The organism is Polaromonas sp. (assembly GCF_029945895.1).
Lineage (GTDB): Bacteria > Pseudomonadota > Gammaproteobacteria > Burkholderiales > Burkholderiaceae_C > Polaromonas.
Genome location: NZ_JAQSDL010000013.1, coordinates 68,542 through 83,649 on the forward strand (window position 1 = coordinate 68,542; position 15,108 = coordinate 83,649).

The following is a 15,108-nucleotide window of genomic DNA, read 5'->3' on the forward strand; positions in this document are numbered from 1 at the left end:
ATTTTTGCATGTGACCCCGACAGGAATCGTGCTTGTCGAAGAATTTGCAGCGCCAAGTGTTGACAGGCGGACGAAATTTGTTAATAATCGTGGGCTTCGCTGTAAAAAGCTGAGAATTCTGCCTAACGGAAGCATCGCGAGTGGTTTGCGGTGTGGACGACGGGCCCAAGACTGACTGGCAAGTCTTCCCCTTTGGGGAAAAGGCGCTGGTGCAAGTTGGGACTAATTTAAATGATTCAAACGCAATCCAAACTCGATGTTGCTGACAACACGGGTGCCAAATCTGTGATGTGCATCAAGGTGCTGGGCGGGTCCAAGCGCCGCTACGCCAGCGTTGGTGATGTCATCAAGGTGAGTATCAAAGAAGCCGCTCCGCGTGGCCGCGTCAAAAAAGGCGAGGTTTACAGTGCTGTGGTGGTTCGTACTGCCAAGGGCATCCGTCGCGGCGATGGTTCACTCGTCAAATTCGATGGCAACGCAGCCGTGTTGCTTAACGCCAAGCTGGAGCCCATCGGCACCCGCATCTTCGGACCGGTGACGCGCGAGCTGCGCACCGAGAAGTTCATGAAGATCGTGTCCCTGGCTCCTGAAGTTCTGTAAGGACGCGCCATGAACAAGATTCGCAAAGGCGACGAGATCATTGTGATCGCAGGTCGTGACAAGGGTAAGCGTGGCACGATTTCGCTGCGCAAGGACGACAGCCATGTGCTGGTGGACGGGATCAATCTGGTGAAAAAACACACCAAGCCCAACCCTCTCAAGGGAGCCACTGGCGGCATCGTTGAAAAAAGCATGCCGATTCACCAATCCAATGTGGCCATTTTCAATGCTGCAACGGGCAAGGCGGATCGGGTGGGCATCAAGTTGTTGGCTGACGGCAAAAAAGTGCGCGTCTTCAAGTCCAGCGGCGAAGAAATTAAGGCTGCATGAACATGGCACGCTTGCAACAGCAATACCGCGAAAAAATCGCACCAAGCTTGATGGAAAAGTTTGGTTACACCTCTCCGATGCAGGTTCCCCGCATCACCAAGATCACCCTCAACATGGGTGTGAGTGAGGCCGTGGCCGACAAAAAGGTCATGGAACATGCCGTCAGCGACATGACCAAGATTGCTGGCCAGCGGCCGGTGGTCACCAAGGCCAAGAAGGCTATCGCCGGTTTCAAGATCCGCGAAGACCTCCCGATCGGCTGCATGGTCACGTTGCGCGGTGTCCAGATGTATGAGTTCCTGGATCGTTTCGTGACCGTGGCATTGCCCCGTGTCCGCGACTTCCGTGGAATCTCGGGTCGGGCCTTCGACGGTCGCGGCAACTACAACATCGGCGTGAAAGAGCAGATCATTTTCCCTGAGATTGAGTACGACAAGGTTGACGCCTTGCGTGGTCTCAACATCAGCATCACCACAACGGCTAAGACCGACGAAGAGTGCAAGGCGCTCCTCACCGGCTTCCGTTTTCCGTTCAAGAACTGAGGCGGGCATGGCAAAACAGGCTTTATTGCAACGTGAACTGAAGCGCGACAAACTCGTGGCCAAGTTCGCCAAGAAACACGCTGAACTCAAAGCGACGTCCAACGACGCCAAGCGCTCCGATGAAGAGCGCGCACTGGCCCGTCTGGAGTTGCAAAAGTTGCCCCGCAATGCGAATCCGACACGTCAGCGCAACCGCTGTGCGATCACGGGTCGTCCGCGTGGCACATTCCGTCAATTTGGCTTGGCTCGCGCCAAGATCCGCGAGTTGGCTTTTGCTGGTGATATCCCTGGTATCACCAAGGCAAGCTGGTAAGCATAGGAGAACCGCAAATGAGTATGAGTGATCCTATTGCCGACATGCTGACGCGCATCCGCAATGCACAAATGGTTGAAAAAGCCGTTGTGTTGGTGCCGTCTTCAAAAGTCAAAGTCGCCATCGCGCAGGTGTTGAAGGATGAGGGCTACATTGATGGCTTCTCCGTCAGCGCCAACGATGGCAAGCCCCAGTTGGAAATCGCCCTGAAGTATTACGCAGGACGCCCGGTGATTGAGCGCATTGAGCGCGTCAGCCGCCCCGGCCTTCGCGTCTACAAAGGCCACGGCGCCATCCCCCAGGTCATGAACGGTCTGGGCGTCGCCATTGTCACGACTCCCCAGGGTGTCATGACTGATCGCAAGGCGCGCGCTACCGGTATCGGTGGTGAAGTGCTTTGCTATGTGGCCTAACGGGCATTGAGGAGTAACTGAAATGTCTCGTGTAGGAAAAATGCCAGTCGTCGTGCCCCAGGGTGTGGACGTGGCGATGAAAGACGACCAGATCAATGTCAAGGGTGCCCTCGGTACCCTGGCGCTGACGCAAAATGCCCTGGTGACCATCAAGAATGATGCTGGCCAGCTGACTTTTGTGCCGGCCAACGAGTCGCGTGAAGCCAATGCCATGAGTGGAACCATGCGTCAGCTGGTCAACAACATGGTGACGGGCGTCACCAAGGGCTTCGAGAAAAAGCTGAACCTGGTTGGTGTGGGTTACAAGGCCCAGGCGCAAGGTGCCAAGCTGAATTTGACGGTAGGTTATTCGCACCCCGTGGTGATGGATATGCCGGCCGGTATTCAGGTTGCGACGCCTACGCCCACCGAAGTGGTCATCAAGGGGTCGGATCGTCAGCGCGTCGGTCAGATTGCTGCTGAAGTGCGTGCAGTTCGTCCTCCCGAGCCTTACAAGGGCAAGGGCATCCGTTATTCGGATGAGAAGATCACGATCAAAGAAACCAAGAAGAAATAAGGAGCTGCACCATGTTGACCAAAAAAGAGCAGCGCCTTCGTCGTTCACGCCAGACCCGCATTCGCATTGCCACGCAAGGTGTTGCCCGTCTGACGGTGAACCGCACCAATTTGCATATTTACGCCAGCGTCATCTCTGGCGACGGCACCAAGATCCTGGCATCTGCCTCGACCGCAGAAGTCGAAGTCCGCAAGGATCTTGGCGCTTCGGGCAAGGGTGCCAACGTTGCTGCTGCGCAGGCCATTGGCAAGCGCATTGCCGAAAAGGCAAAAGCGGCAGGTGTGGAAAAAGTAGCGTTTGACCGCGCTGGCTTTGCGTACCACGGCCGCGTCAAAGCGCTGGCCGAGGCAGCTCGCGAAGCTGGCTTGCAGTTCTAAGCAGACTGGAATTAAGTATGGCTAAGTTTCAAGCAAAACAACAAAACGACGCTCCAGACGATGGTCTGAAGGAAAAAATGATCGCGGTGAACCGCGTGACCAAAGTTGTCAAAGGCGGCCGGATTTTGGGTTTTGCCGCCCTGACAGTGGTTGGCGATGGCGACGGTCGTGTCGGTATGGGTAAGGGCAAGTCGAAAGAAGTGCCTGCGGCCGTACAAAAAGCCATGGAAGAAGCGCGCCGCAACATGACGAAGGTGTCCCTGAAAAACGGCACGCTTCATCACAATGTGTTCGGCCATTGGGGTGCTGCCAGCGTCATGATGATGCCTGCGGCCAAAGGTACAGGCATTATTGCCGGCGGCCCCATGCGTGCAGTGTTTGAAGTGATGGGTATCACCGATATCGTCGCTAAAAGCCACGGCTCCAGCAATCCGTACAACATGGTGCGTGCAACGATGGACGCCCTGAATAACTCCACGACGGCTTCGGACATCGCAGCCAAGCGTGGTAAATCCGTCGAAGAAATCTTCGGCTAAGGCGATACCCAATGACGACAGAGAAAAAACTCACGGTGACGCTGGTTCGCAGCCCGATTGGTACCAAGGAATCCCATCGCGCTACGGTGCGCGGTCTGGGCCTGCGCGGTATCAACAGCAAGAGCGAACTGCAGGACACGCCCGCTGTGCGCGGCATGATCAACAAGATCAGCTACCTGGTCAAGGTGCTGTAAGCGGAGCTTATGATGGAACTAAACGGAATCAAGCCTGCCGCAGGCGCAAAACATGCCAAACGACGCGTCGGTCGCGGCATCGGTTCGGGCATTGGCAAAACGGCCGGTCGCGGCCATAAAGGCCAGAAATCCCGCGCCGGTGGCTACCATAAGGTGGGTTTTGAAGGCGGTCAAATGCCTTTGCAGCGTCGCTTGCCCAAGCGCGGCTTCAAATCGCACAACCTCAAGTTCAATGCGGAAGTCACCTTGACTGCGCTCGAACAGCTCGGTTTGGCCGAGGTGGATCTGTTGACGCTCAAAACAGCTGGCCTCGTGGGTCAGTTGGCAAAGAACGTCAAGGTTATCAAGTCGGGTGCGCTGACCAAGGCTGTCAAGCTCAATGGCATTGGCGCAACTGCAGGTGCCAAGGCCGTGATCGAAGCCGCCGGCGGCGTGCTCGCTTAATTTTCATACACGGATAACGACCAGTGGCAACCAGCTCTGCACAAATTGCAAAAACCGGCAAGTTCGGTGATCTGCGCAACAGGCTTGTGTTTTTGCTGCTTGCGCTGGTGGTGTATCGGGTCGGAGCCCATATTCCGGTTCCTGGAATCGACCCCGGGCAGCTGCAGCAACTGTTCAAGGGGCAGCAGGGCGGCATATTGAGTTTGTTCAATATGTTCTCTGGAGGAGCCCTTTCGCGGTTCACGGTGTTTGCGCTGGGCATCATGCCCTACATCTCGGCCTCCATCATCATGCAGTTGCTCACCTATGTCGTTCCGACATTCGAGCAGATGAAAAAAGAAGGTGAAGCTGGTCGCAGGAAGATCACGCAGTACACCCGCTACGGGACCTTGGGTCTGGCACTGTTCCAGTCGATGGGTATTGCGATTGCTCTGGAAAGCTCTCCAGGTCTGGTGCTGGCTCCTGGATTTGGTTTTCGCATGACGGCCGTGGTCAGTTTGACTGCTGGCACGATGTTTCTGATGTGGCTCGGTGAGCAGATCACCGAGCGTGGCTTGGGTAACGGCATCTCGATCCTGATTTTTGCAGGTATTGCAGCAGGCCTGCCCAATGCCCTTGGCGGTTTGCTTGAGCTCGTCCGCACCGGTGCCATGAGTATTCTGGTGGCCATCGTGATTGTCGCCGTTGTCGTTTTGGTCACTTATTTTGTTGTGTTTGTAGAGCGTGGGCAGCGAAAGATTCTGGTGAACTACGCCAGGCGCCAGGTCGGCAACAAGGTCTATGGCGGTCAATCGTCCCATCTGCCCTTGAAGCTCAACATGGCCGGTGTGATCCCTCCAATTTTCGCGTCGTCGATTATCCTTTTGCCGGCAACCGTGGTTGGTTGGTTCAGTACCGGGGAAGGGACGCGTTGGCTCAAGGACATCGCCAGTACGCTGACGCCGGGGCAGCCGATCTATGTGTTGCTGTATGCCAGTGCGATCATATTTTTCTGTTTTTTTTACACCGCGCTGGTTTTCAACAGTCGGGAAACTGCCGACAACCTGAAGAAGAGCGGCGCATTCATTCCTGGTATTCGGCCCGGTGATCAGACGGCGCGTTACATTGACAAGATTCTGGTGCGCTTGACTCTGGCGGGCGCAATTTACATCACTTTTGTGTGCCTGTTGCCGGAATTCCTGATTTTGAAGTACAACGTGCCGTTCTATTTCGGTGGAACCTCGTTGCTGATTATTGTGGTTGTCACCATGGATTTCATGGCGCAGGTTCAGAACTACATGATGTCCCAGCAGTATGAATCCCTGCTGAAGAAAGCGAACTTTAAAACGTCACCAGGTGGTTGATTGGGATGTCGAAGGATGATGTTATCCAGATGCAGGGGGAGGTCGTGGAGAACTTGCCCAACGCGACGTTTCGCGTAAAGCTGGAAAATGGTCATATTGTTTTGGGTCACATATCGGGAAAAATGCGAATGCATTACATCCGCATTCTTCCTGGTGACAAGGTGACGGTTGAGTTAACGCCTTACGATTTGTCGCGAGCACGCATCGTGTTTCGCGCCAAGTAAGTACAGTTCAGAAGTTTAGGAGAAAGAAATGAGAGTTTCAGCTTCGGTCAAGAAAATTTGCCGCAACTGTAAAATCATCCGCCGCAAGGGCGTTGTTCGCGTGATTTGCACAGACCCACGCCACAAACAGCGTCAAGGCTGATTTCAAGAGTTTTAGAGGACGCACATGGCTCGTATCGCTGGTATCAATATTCCGCCACAGCAGCACGCCGAAATCGGCTTGACTGCTATTTTCGGCATCGGTCGCACTCGTGCTCGCAAAATTTGCGAAGCATGTGACATTGCGTATTCCAAAAAAGTCAAAGATCTTACAGACGGTGACTTGGAAAAAATTCGCGATCAGATCGCGCAATTCACCATTGAAGGTGACCTGCGTCGCGAAACCACGATGAACATCAAACGTTTGATGGATATCGGCTGCTACCGTGGCTTTCGCCATCGGCGCGGGTTGCCCATGCGCGGTCAGCGCACACGCACCAATGCGCGCACCCGCAAGGGTCCGCGCAAGGCGGCACAGTCCTTGAAGAAATAATTGAGTAAGAGGTAGTTATGGCAAAAGCCCCCAGCAGTAACGCAGCACAACGCGTTCGCAAGAAAGTACGCAAGAACGTTGCCGACGGCGTCGCTCACGTTCACGCGTCTTTCAACAACACCATCATCACGATCACAGATCGCCAGGGCAATGCCTTGTCGTGGGCATCTTCTGGCGGTCAGGGTTTTAAAGGTTCGCGCAAGTCGACCCCCTTTGCCGCTCAGGTCGCTTCTGAGGTGGCTGGTCGTGCCGCCATCGAGCAGGGCATCAAGAATCTGGATGTCGAAATCAAAGGCCCTGGTCCGGGACGTGAGTCATCGGTTCGCGCGCTGGCAGCACTTGGCATTCGCATTAATTCGATTGCCGACGTCACGCCTGTGCCGCACAACGGCTGCCGTCCCCAGAAGCGCCGTCGTATTTAAGTTCTGCTTTCCCGGTTTGTTCCTCGTTTTCACGCAGGCCAGCCGGGTGAGTTTTTATCAAGCCCACCGCCGTCGGGTGACTACCTGCGGCTCCTGCAGTTTCTGCAGCAGATGACATAAGGAATTCAAGTGGCACGTTATCTCGGCCCCAAGGCCAAACTATCCCGCCGTGAAGGCACCGACCTGTTCCTGAAGAGTGCTCGCAGAGCCATCGGGGACAAGGCCAAATTCGACTCCAAGCCCGGCCAGCACGGTCGCACCTCCGGTACCCGGACCTCGGACTTCGGTCTGCAGCTTCGCGAGAAGCAGAAGGTCAAGCGCATGTACGGCGTGCTGGAGAAGCAGTTCCGCCGTTATTTCGAAGAAGCTGATCGTCGCAAGGGAAACACCGGCGCCAATCTGCTTTTTATTCTGGAATCGCGCCTGGATAATGTGGTTTACCGGATGGGTTTCGGTTCCACCCGTGCCGAAGCGCGCCAGCTGGTGTCGCACAAGGCGATCACTGTCAACGGCAGCTCGGTCAACATCCCGTCTTACATGGTCAAAACGGGCGATGTGATCGCCGTTCGTGACAAGTCCAAGAAGCAGACCCGCGTCGCGGAAGCTCTGCAACTGGCGCAGCAAGTCGGCATGCCGGCTTGGGTGGATGTCAGCATAGACAAAGGCGAGGGCATTTTCAAGAAAGTGCCGGATCGCGACGAATTTGCTGCGGACGTCAACGAGTCGTTGATCGTCGAACTGTATTCACGTTAATTTTCGTTCCTGCGCTTACGGGGCACTGTAGGCGCAGGGTCGCTTCACCCGGCCTTATCGGTGTAACGAGCCGAGGGTATTGAGAGGAAGATGCATGCAAACCAATTTACTGAAACCAAAAACCATCAACGTTGAGCAGCTTGCCGCGAACCGCGCCAAGGTGACTCTGGAGCCTTTCGAGCGTGGCTACGGCCACACGCTCGGCAACGCCTTGCGCCGCGTTTTGCTTTCTTCCATGGTAGGTCACGCCGCAACCGAAGTCACGATTGCCGGGGTGTTGCACGAGTACTCGTCCATTGATGGCGTCCAGGAAGACGTTGTCAACATCCTTTTGAACCTCAAAGGCGTCGTTTTCAAGCTGCACAACCGCGATGAAGTGACGCTGAGCTTGCGCAAGGAGGGTGAAGGCCCCGTGACCGCCGCCGATATTCAGACGCCGCATGATGTCGAAATCATCAATCCAGAACATGTCATTGTCAATTTGTCGCACGGCGGAAAGATAGACATGCAGATCAAGGTGGAAAACGGCCGTGGGTATGTACCCGGAACCATGCGCCGCTACGGCGACGAATCTACCAAGTCGATTGGTCGGATTGTCCTGGATGCATCGTTTTCCCCTGTCAAACGTGTGAGCTATACGGTCGAAAGTGCCCGCGTCGAGCAGCGGACCGACCTAGACAAGCTGGTTCTGGAAATAGAGACCAACGGTGCAGTGACTGCGGAAGATGCTGTCCGGGCCTCAGCGAAAATCCTTGTGGAGCAGCTGGCTGTATTTGCACAGCTTGAAGGCAACGAACTGGCTGCTTTTGATGCACCAGTGCAGCGTAGTTCCCAGCAATTTGACCCGATTTTGCTGCGTCCAGTCGACGAACTCGAACTGACGGTTCGTTCTGCCAACTGTCTGAAGGCGGAGAACATTTATTACATCGGCGACCTGATTCAGCGCACAGAGAACGAGCTTCTCAAGACACCAAATCTGGGGCGCAAGTCGCTCAATGAAATCAAGGAAGTCTTGGCCTCCCGGGGGTTGACACTTGGTATGCGCCTGGAAAGCTGGCCCCCGGCTGGTCTTGACAAGCGTTAATTAAAAATAAGCCTCTCTCGGGAGGCAGTGCACAGGTAGTACCTGATACGGCTATCTGAATTACAAAATGAAAGGACAGCACCATGCGTCACGGACACGGACTTCGTAAACTCAATCGCACCAGCTCACACCGGCTGGCCATGCTACGTAACATGATGAATTCCCTTATTCAGCATGAAGCGATCAAAACAACCTTGCCCAAGGCCAAAGAGCTTCGCCGCGTCGTTGAGCCGATGATCACATTGGCAAAAGAGCCTACGCTCGCGAACAAGCGCTTGGCATTTGACCGTCTGCGTGACCGCGACATGGTGGTCAAGCTTTTTGCCGAGCTCGGCCCTCGCTACAAGACACGTCCTGGTGGCTACACACGTATCCTCAAAATGGGATTTCGTGTCGGCGACAACGCACCGATGGCATTGGTGGAGTTGGTTGATCGCCCGGAGTTTGCTGAAGACACTACTTCTGACATCGCTAAGTCGGAATAGGGTATAATAAATCATATCGCGCGGTGGAGCAGCCTGGTAGCTCGTTGGGCTCATAACCCAAAGGTCGTAAGTTCAAATCTTGCCCGCGCAACCAATACCCACGCCGTTCAGGCTGGTAGCAGACGCCCACTTCACGTGGGCGTTTTGCTTTCCGCCGTTTGTTTGCTATTGCCACGTAGGTGAGGGGCTCTTTCGGTCTGCTTGGTCCATGGACTCAAGAGGTCGATTTGCTTTTTCCAACGGGTCGGTTGGGATTTCCATGAGAGGCTGGTGTCTTGTGACGCGGGCGGGCAACCCTTGCAGGGGTAACATGTGCAGTTAGGGCCTCTTTTGTTTTCGGATGACGCAATTGTCGAATCTGTAGCCCTCTCTGTCGCGTAAACTCTTGGAGCGGTCCCAAAGGGCTGGCAGCTGAGAGATTTGTTTGACGGTCATGGGGTCGTGCCGCCACACTAAGCAGCCGATGTCGCCAAAAATGATGCCAACTCACAAAATCTGACTTGCAAATGTGGCGGCAAGTGTTTGATTTTATTACAATTGGTTACTTTCCGTGTTGGCTTCAATTTTGAAAGAGCTGGCCTGACAGATCGAGAAATGAGTGACATGAACGTGCCATTGCAGACCAATCCTAAGAGCGAGGCTAGCCACTTGGCCCAAGGCTTGCGCGAGGACTTGTTGCATCACGATCCCTTGCTCGACTGTCTGGTCGAGTTGACGCGCATACATGGCCGGCCAAGTACGCGGGCCGCTTTGTCTGCCGGCCTTCCTCTGCCCAAGGCGGGTCTTCCTCCGTCGCTCTTTTCCCGTGCTGCAGCGCGCGCGGGTCTGTCATGCAAGATATTGAGACGTCCCCTTGAAAAAATAGATTCGGCGCTTTTGCCTGTTGTTCTGCTCCTTGAGGGCGATGGCGCCTGTCTTCTGCTCGGTTGGGATGATCAGGGGCAAACTGCAAACCTGCTTTTTCCGGAATCCGGCCAGGGCGTTGTGCAGCTGTCACGTGAACAACTGCTTGGCCGATATGTCGGCATCGCGATTTTCTCTCGGCCAAACTTTCGTTTTGACCAGCGAACCCCTGAGCTGGCTGACATCCCTCAGCGACATTGGTTTTGGGGAGCTTTTCGGGACCAGTTTCCGCTTTATCGGGATATTCTGGCGGCGGCGCTCCTCATCAATTTGTTTGCGCTCGCCTTGCCACTTTTCTCGATGAATGTCTATGACCGCGTGGTGCCCAACTTCGCGGTCGAGACGCTCTGGATGCTGGCCTTCGGCCTGTTGCTGGTGCTGGTTATTGATTATTTCCTTCGCATCATGCGGGGTTATTTTGTGGATCTTGCGGGTTCTCGTATTGATATCAAGCTCTCCACGCTGATCATGGAACGGGTGCTGGGGATGCGGCTTTCCGAGCGACCCGCTTCAGTGGGCTCCTATGCCGCGACACTTCGCTCCTTCGAATCGGTGCGCGACTTTATCGCATCTGCCACAGTCACTGCTGTGGTTGACCTCCCGTTTGCCCTGCTGTTCTTTCTCGTCCTTGGCTGGATATCCTGGCCGCTGGTCATTCCGCCTCTGGTCGGGGTCATTGTTGTTGTCATTTACAGCTACATTGTTCAGCACAAGATGCATCTGCTTTCGGAGACCACTTTCAGAGCCTCTGCAATGCGCAATGCAACCTTGGTCGAGACATTGACAGCCATGGAGGCCATCAAGGCACACGGCGCTGAAAGTCAGATGCAGGCGAAGCTCGAGGACACTGCAGCGTTTCTCGCTCGTGTTAGTGCTCAGCTGCGGTTGTTGTCGTCGTCGGTGATCAACGTTGTCTCAAGTCTGCAGCAACTCATCAACATCGTGATGATCGTGGCAGGCGTGTATCTGATTCATGAAGGCAAACTGACCATGGGCGGCCTGATCGCGGCCACGATGTTGTCCGGGCGAGCCATGGCACCGCTGGGTCAAATTGTGGCGCTGTTGATGCAGTACCAGAATGCAAGAACCGCCTTGGCCTCGCTTGAAGATACGATGAAAAAACCGGGTGAGCGCTCCGATGAAATAAATTTCGTACACCGGCCGGACATCGCAGGGGAAATCGTATTTGACGATGTGCACTTCAGTTATCCCGGGCGTACCCAGGAAGCTTTGCGAGGAGTTTCCTTCAGAATCAAGCCGGGGGAGAATGTGGTCGTGATTGGCCGGGTGGGCTCGGGCAAGACGACCCTGCAGAGACTGATTTTGGGCCTTTACACCCCCTCTGAAGGCGCGATCACCATGGACGGCATCGACCTTCGCCAGCTTGACCCCGCGGATTTGCGTCGCAACGTCGGTTATGTTGAGCAGGATGCCATGCTTTTTTACGGCACCTTGCGCGACAACATCGCAATCGCGGCACCCTATGCCGACGACGGGGCGATTCTGGCTGCCGCCGAGGTGGGCGGTTTGATTGAGTTTGCCAATCGCCATCCTCAAGGCTTTGACATGATCATTGGCGAGCGGGGAGAGTCGCTTTCCGGCGGCCAGCGACAGGGCGTGGCAATCGCCCGTGCAGCTTTGCTGGAACCACCGGTGTTGTTGCTGGACGAGCCCACGGGCGCCATGGATTTTTCTTCAGAAGCGCAATTCAAGGAGCGCTTGCGCAGTTATGCCAAACACAAGACCATGGTCGTGGTGACGCATAGAAATACCTTACTGGATCTGGCTGACCGCATCATCGTTATCGACGAGGGTCGCATCGTTGCCGATGGTCCCTATGAGCAGGTCATCGAGGCGCTGAAAGCCGGCCGCATTGGGAAAGCCTCATGAAGCCGCGATGGATCACGTGGGCTCGACCCTTGATGGCCGGCCTGGAGGCTGTCCGGCGAGTGTTGCAGCCTGGGCTGGATCGCACGCTCTCATCGTGGCGAGAAGATGATCGTCGCATGGATGCGGGATTTGGCGGTGATGCGGACCGCGCCATGCTCGCCCAGGAGCCTTTGCGAGCCAGAATGCTCGTTAAAAGCCTCGGCGTGGTTTTCATTCTGGCAGTTTTATGGGCGGGGCTTTCGGAGGTTGATGAAATTACGAAAGGTGAAGGCAAGGTCATTCCTTCGAGGCAATTGCAGATCCTGCAAAGTCTGGATGGCGGTATTGTTTCCGAAATTCTCGTCCAGGAAGGTCAGGTTGTTGAGCCTGGGCAAGTGCTGGTAAACATCGATACGACGCGCTTCGATTCTTCCGTCAAAGAAAACCGCGTCCAGTATCTGGCCCTGCTGGCCAAGGCGGCCCGCCTGCGTGCGCTTGCCGAAGGGGTGGCTTTTGTACCACCCCCTGAAGCCGTTGCCGAGGCGCCGAAGACAGTCGGAGAGGAGCTTCGTGCCTACGAAGCCAGCACATCCACCTTGAACGCACAGTTGGCTATCGCCCGGCAGCAACTGGCTCAGCGTCAGCAGGAACTGGTTGAAGTTCGGGCGAAGCGGGAGCAGGCGTCGCGTGCATACGAATTGACGGCCAAAGAACTGGGGTACACCAAGCCCTTGCTCAAGGATGGCGCTGTATCAGAAGTCGAATTACTCCGGCTGGAGCGGGAAACGGGGCGTTTTCTGGGCGAGCGGGAAATGGCCTCAGCCCAAATTTCAAAGACCCAGTCGGCGATCGAAGAAGCCTCGCGAAAAATTCAGGAAATCACCTTGAATTTTCAGAGCGAAGCCCGCAAGGAGTTGTCCGATACCTTGGCAAGGCTGAACGTGAGTTCAGCTGGCGGGGTTGGATTGGCAGACAAAGTCGATAAATCCTCGCTGCGCTCCCCGGTCAAGGGCACGGTCAAGCGCCTTCTTGTCAATACCGTGGGAGGGGTGGTTCAGCCGGGAAGGGACATCATTGAAATTGTGCCGCTTGAAGAAAACCTTCTTCTCGAAGCCAAGGTGTTGCCAAAAGATATCGCTTTCTTGCGACCGGGCGATCGGGCCCTGGTGAAGTTCACAGCGTATGATTTTTCCATCTATGGTGGCCTCGAGGCCAAGCTGGAATTTATTGGCGCTGATTCGGTCACTGATGAGCGCGGCAATACCTTTTATACGGTGCGTGTTCGTACCGAAAAATCCAAGCTGGGTGAGGGTCTTCCCATCATTCCGGGGATGGTCGCTGAAGTGGATATCATCACCGGCCAAAAATCCATACTGTCCTATCTTCTCAAACCTGTATTGAAGGCAAAACAGGCCGCCTTTACAGAGCGCTAGATCGGGACGTCAGTGGGAATTCAGGACTCCGGACATCTATTTCTCTGCCCGCACGGACGCATGCTTCCTCGCTGGAGTGAAGCTTTCAAGACGGGAAGAGCCGGCAAAGTCCACACTGTGAGACCCGGTTGGGAAGCGGGCACGGTTGATCTCGTTTGGCTGCGGCTTGAGCAGGGCGTGCCTGTGGCTGTGCAGATGGAACGTCTTGCCCCGCGTTTGAAGCTGGTCCCCTGCGTGGCATTGAGTGATTTGCCGACAGATGAGGAGGCGATTGCCGCTTTTTCGGCAGGTGCACGGGGATATTGCAATACGCACGCCTTTCCTCATGTTTTGATCCAGGTTGCTGCGGTTGTGTTGCAGGGGGGGCTCTGGATTGGGGAGTCATTGATGCAGCGATTGGTTAGCGCCACCAGCCGGCTGCAGGTGCAGGCGCCAGCTGGTAGGGTTGAGGCCGGTGTGAGGTCTGGCTGGTCTCAAGACCTCACTGACCGGGAGAAGGAGGTTGCCGCCACGCTCGCCGCCGGAGCCAGCAATAAGGAGATTGCCCGAGCACTTGGCATTACAGAGCGAACCGTCAAGGCGCATGTAGGCGCCATTCTTGAAAAACTTCATGTGCGGGATCGCCTTCAGTTGTCGCTGGTCGTGAACGGCCAGGCGTCCGGACGCCCTCAGAATCGGGGGGCGGCCTAGTACCTCCGTACAGTTCCCCTGGCCAGTCAAACGGACTACATTGAAACTCAATGTAATAACTCCGTCTGGGATTCGATATGGCAAAAGAAGCCAACGTCGTCGGCAATGTCGTTTTGATTGAAGGCATAGCCTTTGCGCAGAACAGCGATGGTGAACAGCGCCTTCTTAAGTTCGGCGATCCTGTTTTTGAAGGGGAAGTAATCGTCACGGCGGCCGGAGGCCGTGTGGAACTCGCCTTCGATCAAGGCGGAAAGTTTCTTCTCCGTTCCAGGGAAACCGTAACACTTGACTCAACCGTCTTTGGCAACGTCCTGCCGGATGCGGACAGCGGCGCCCTTTTGCCACGTGTTGGAGAACTCACCAGCATTCTTAATGCGATTAGCGAAGGCAGCAGCCTTGACAGGTTATTGCAGGAAACGTCATCCGGGGTGAGTTCGGCTTCTGACGCCGGCGGCGCCAATATACGGGCTGACGATGGCAACAATTTTGTGCAGTTGTTAAGGACAGCCGAGGAGCTTGCGCCGTTAACGTATGAATACGCTTCACTTGGCAGGCAATCTTTGGGGTATTTGCCAGCTGGCAGCGCTCCGCGACCCGACGATGCGGCGGGCTCGTCTGAACTGGGCGATCAGGGCTTCTCCGCTGCACTTCCTGCGACTGGCGCTTCTGTTGCTTCTGTGGTTCCTGCGTCGGATTCTGCCGTTGTTGGGTCGGTCTCCACCCTGAGCAGCGCCACCGCGGCACTGACCGAGACCAATGCCGTCCTGACGACAGGCGGCACCCTCGCCGTGAGCGACCTGGATGCGACCGCCGCGACGGTGGTGGCCCAGACCGGCACCGCCGGCAGCTACGGCAGCTTCGTGATCAACGCCGCAGGCGCCTGGACCTACACCACCAGCAGCGCCTTGAACAACCTCAACGCTGGCCAGACGGTCACGGAAGTGTTCACCGTCACCACGACAGACGGTGCCAGCAACACGGTGACGGTCAACATCACCGGCAGCCAGGACGTCTCCACCCTGAGCAGCGCCACCGCGGCACTGACCGAGACCAATGCCGTCCTGA

The 15,108-nt window shown here is 55.7% G+C and carries 22 protein-coding genes and 1 tRNA gene; all 23 read left to right on the forward strand.

Annotation, left to right across the window (positions count from 1 at the left end; genetic code table 11):
- The first annotated feature begins 231 nt into the window (after window positions 1-231).
- On the forward strand, window positions 232-600 hold the full coding sequence (gene rplN / locus PSV33_RS01400; protein WP_007869247.1) for a 50S ribosomal protein L14: 369 nt from the start codon (window positions 232-234) through the stop codon (window positions 598-600).
- A gap of 9 nt (window positions 601-609) precedes the next feature.
- Entirely contained in the window at window positions 610-930 is a 321-nt protein-coding gene (gene rplX, locus PSV33_RS01405) for a 50S ribosomal protein L24 (protein WP_300517198.1), read from the forward strand.
- 2 nt (window positions 931-932) lie between these two features.
- Window positions 933-1,472 carry a 50S ribosomal protein L5 gene (gene rplE, locus PSV33_RS01410; RefSeq protein WP_300557828.1) on the forward strand — a complete coding sequence of 180 codons (540 nt, stop codon included), beginning with the start codon at window positions 933-935 and terminating at the stop codon, window positions 1,470-1,472.
- A 7-nt stretch (window positions 1,473-1,479) separates the two neighbouring features.
- The gene (gene rpsN, locus PSV33_RS01415) at window positions 1,480-1,785 is read left to right on the forward strand and encodes a 30S ribosomal protein S14 (protein ID WP_077592484.1); all 306 of its coding nucleotides are present in this window, start codon (window positions 1,480-1,482) and stop codon (window positions 1,783-1,785) included.
- Window positions 1,786-1,802: 17 nt separating this feature from the next.
- Window positions 1,803-2,198 (forward strand): 30S ribosomal protein S8, encoded by a 396-nt coding sequence (rpsH, locus tag PSV33_RS01420; protein ID WP_096669194.1) that lies wholly within the window; start codon window positions 1,803-1,805, stop codon window positions 2,196-2,198.
- Between the two features lie 22 nt (window positions 2,199-2,220).
- Window positions 2,221-2,754, forward strand: a complete 534-nt coding sequence (gene rplF, locus PSV33_RS01425) for a 50S ribosomal protein L6 (RefSeq protein WP_300557808.1) — start codon at window positions 2,221-2,223, stop codon at window positions 2,752-2,754.
- 11 nt (window positions 2,755-2,765) lie between these two features.
- Window positions 2,766-3,131 (forward strand): 50S ribosomal protein L18, encoded by a 366-nt coding sequence (gene rplR / locus PSV33_RS01430; RefSeq protein ID WP_077592481.1) that lies wholly within the window; start codon window positions 2,766-2,768, stop codon window positions 3,129-3,131.
- 17 nt (window positions 3,132-3,148) lie between these two features.
- Window positions 3,149-3,667, forward strand: a complete 519-nt coding sequence (gene rpsE / locus PSV33_RS01435) for a 30S ribosomal protein S5 (RefSeq protein ID WP_096669190.1) — start codon at window positions 3,149-3,151, stop codon at window positions 3,665-3,667.
- Between the two features lie 11 nt (window positions 3,668-3,678).
- On the forward strand, window positions 3,679-3,861 hold the full coding sequence (gene rpmD, locus PSV33_RS01440) for a 50S ribosomal protein L30 (RefSeq protein WP_077592479.1): 183 nt from the start codon (window positions 3,679-3,681) through the stop codon (window positions 3,859-3,861).
- Between the two features lie 12 nt (window positions 3,862-3,873).
- Window positions 3,874-4,305, forward strand: coding sequence for a 50S ribosomal protein L15 (rplO, locus tag PSV33_RS01445; RefSeq protein WP_300557810.1), 432 nt, complete (start codon window positions 3,874-3,876; stop codon window positions 4,303-4,305).
- A gap of 23 nt (window positions 4,306-4,328) precedes the next feature.
- Complete coding sequence (secY, locus tag PSV33_RS01450) at window positions 4,329-5,648, forward strand: preprotein translocase subunit SecY (RefSeq protein ID WP_300557812.1); 1,320 nt, start codon at window positions 4,329-4,331, stop codon at window positions 5,646-5,648.
- 5 nt (window positions 5,649-5,653) lie between these two features.
- Entirely contained in the window at window positions 5,654-5,872 is a 219-nt protein-coding gene (gene infA / locus PSV33_RS01455) for a translation initiation factor IF-1 (protein WP_077563621.1), read from the forward strand.
- 28 nt (window positions 5,873-5,900) lie between these two features.
- Complete coding sequence (gene rpmJ, locus PSV33_RS01460) at window positions 5,901-6,014, forward strand: 50S ribosomal protein L36 (RefSeq protein WP_011481465.1); 114 nt, start codon at window positions 5,901-5,903, stop codon at window positions 6,012-6,014.
- A 24-nt stretch (window positions 6,015-6,038) separates the two neighbouring features.
- Window positions 6,039-6,404, forward strand: a complete 366-nt coding sequence (gene rpsM / locus PSV33_RS01465) for a 30S ribosomal protein S13 (protein ID WP_096669186.1) — start codon at window positions 6,039-6,041, stop codon at window positions 6,402-6,404.
- 17 nt (window positions 6,405-6,421) lie between these two features.
- Window positions 6,422-6,826, forward strand: a complete 405-nt coding sequence (gene rpsK / locus PSV33_RS01470; RefSeq protein ID WP_077592475.1) for a 30S ribosomal protein S11 — start codon at window positions 6,422-6,424, stop codon at window positions 6,824-6,826.
- Window positions 6,827-6,955: 129 nt separating this feature from the next.
- On the forward strand, window positions 6,956-7,579 hold the full coding sequence (gene rpsD, locus PSV33_RS01475) for a 30S ribosomal protein S4 (protein ID WP_096669184.1): 624 nt from the start codon (window positions 6,956-6,958) through the stop codon (window positions 7,577-7,579).
- 94 nt (window positions 7,580-7,673) lie between these two features.
- Window positions 7,674-8,663, forward strand: coding sequence for a DNA-directed RNA polymerase subunit alpha (gene rpoA / locus PSV33_RS01480; protein ID WP_096669182.1), 990 nt, complete (start codon window positions 7,674-7,676; stop codon window positions 8,661-8,663).
- A gap of 83 nt (window positions 8,664-8,746) precedes the next feature.
- Window positions 8,747-9,148: a 50S ribosomal protein L17 gene (gene rplQ / locus PSV33_RS01485; protein ID WP_300557813.1), complete on the forward strand. Its 402-nt coding sequence runs from the start codon at window positions 8,747-8,749 to the stop codon at window positions 9,146-9,148.
- A 17-nt stretch (window positions 9,149-9,165) separates the two neighbouring features.
- Window positions 9,166-9,242 (forward strand) — tRNA-Met (locus tag PSV33_RS01490).
- A gap of 500 nt (window positions 9,243-9,742) precedes the next feature.
- Entirely contained in the window at window positions 9,743-11,941 is a 2,199-nt protein-coding gene (locus PSV33_RS01495; protein WP_300557814.1) for a type I secretion system permease/ATPase, read from the forward strand.
- A gap of 116 nt (window positions 11,942-12,057) precedes the next feature.
- Window positions 12,058-13,353, forward strand: coding sequence for an HlyD family type I secretion periplasmic adaptor subunit (locus PSV33_RS01500; protein ID WP_300517235.1), 1,296 nt, complete (start codon window positions 12,058-12,060; stop codon window positions 13,351-13,353).
- 195 nt (window positions 13,354-13,548) lie between these two features.
- Window positions 13,549-14,043 carry a response regulator transcription factor gene (locus PSV33_RS01505; RefSeq protein ID WP_300557816.1) on the forward strand — a complete coding sequence of 165 codons (495 nt, stop codon included), beginning with the start codon at window positions 13,549-13,551 and terminating at the stop codon, window positions 14,041-14,043.
- Window positions 14,044-14,120: 77 nt separating this feature from the next.
- Window positions 14,121-15,108: retention module-containing protein (locus PSV33_RS01510; RefSeq protein ID WP_300557818.1), on the forward strand; the 988-nt coding region annotated here is incomplete at its 3' end.

Coding starts and splice junctions, on each gene's coding strand:
- rpmD (WP_077592479.1), top strand. CDS start 3,679: ATGACGACAGAGAAAAAACTCACGGTGACGCTGGTTCGCAGCCCGATT.
- rplO (WP_300557810.1), top strand. CDS start 3,874: ATGGAACTAAACGGAATCAAGCCTGCCGCAGGCGCAAAACATGCCAAA.
- PSV33_RS01495 (WP_300557814.1), top strand. CDS start 9,743: ATGAGTGACATGAACGTGCCATTGCAGACCAATCCTAAGAGCGAGGCT.
- rplX (WP_300517198.1), top strand. CDS start 610: ATGAACAAGATTCGCAAAGGCGACGAGATCATTGTGATCGCAGGTCGT.
- infA (WP_077563621.1), top strand. CDS start 5,654: ATGTCGAAGGATGATGTTATCCAGATGCAGGGGGAGGTCGTGGAGAAC.
- rpsN (WP_077592484.1), top strand. CDS start 1,480: ATGGCAAAACAGGCTTTATTGCAACGTGAACTGAAGCGCGACAAACTC.
- rpmJ (WP_011481465.1), top strand. CDS start 5,901: ATGAGAGTTTCAGCTTCGGTCAAGAAAATTTGCCGCAACTGTAAAATC.
- rpsK (WP_077592475.1), top strand. CDS start 6,422: ATGGCAAAAGCCCCCAGCAGTAACGCAGCACAACGCGTTCGCAAGAAA.
- rpsM (WP_096669186.1), top strand. CDS start 6,039: ATGGCTCGTATCGCTGGTATCAATATTCCGCCACAGCAGCACGCCGAA.
- rpsH (WP_096669194.1), top strand. CDS start 1,803: ATGAGTATGAGTGATCCTATTGCCGACATGCTGACGCGCATCCGCAAT.
- rplR (WP_077592481.1), top strand. CDS start 2,766: ATGTTGACCAAAAAAGAGCAGCGCCTTCGTCGTTCACGCCAGACCCGC.
- rplQ (WP_300557813.1), top strand. CDS start 8,747: ATGCGTCACGGACACGGACTTCGTAAACTCAATCGCACCAGCTCACAC.
- rplF (WP_300557808.1), top strand. CDS start 2,221: ATGTCTCGTGTAGGAAAAATGCCAGTCGTCGTGCCCCAGGGTGTGGAC.
- PSV33_RS01500 (WP_300517235.1), top strand. CDS start 12,058: ATGGATGCGGGATTTGGCGGTGATGCGGACCGCGCCATGCTCGCCCAG.
- rpsE (WP_096669190.1), top strand. CDS start 3,149: ATGGCTAAGTTTCAAGCAAAACAACAAAACGACGCTCCAGACGATGGT.
- PSV33_RS01505 (WP_300557816.1), top strand. CDS start 13,549: ATGGAACGTCTTGCCCCGCGTTTGAAGCTGGTCCCCTGCGTGGCATTG.
- rplN (WP_007869247.1), top strand. CDS start 232: ATGATTCAAACGCAATCCAAACTCGATGTTGCTGACAACACGGGTGCC.
- rpoA (WP_096669182.1), top strand. CDS start 7,674: ATGCAAACCAATTTACTGAAACCAAAAACCATCAACGTTGAGCAGCTT.
- rplE (WP_300557828.1), top strand. CDS start 933: ATGGCACGCTTGCAACAGCAATACCGCGAAAAAATCGCACCAAGCTTG.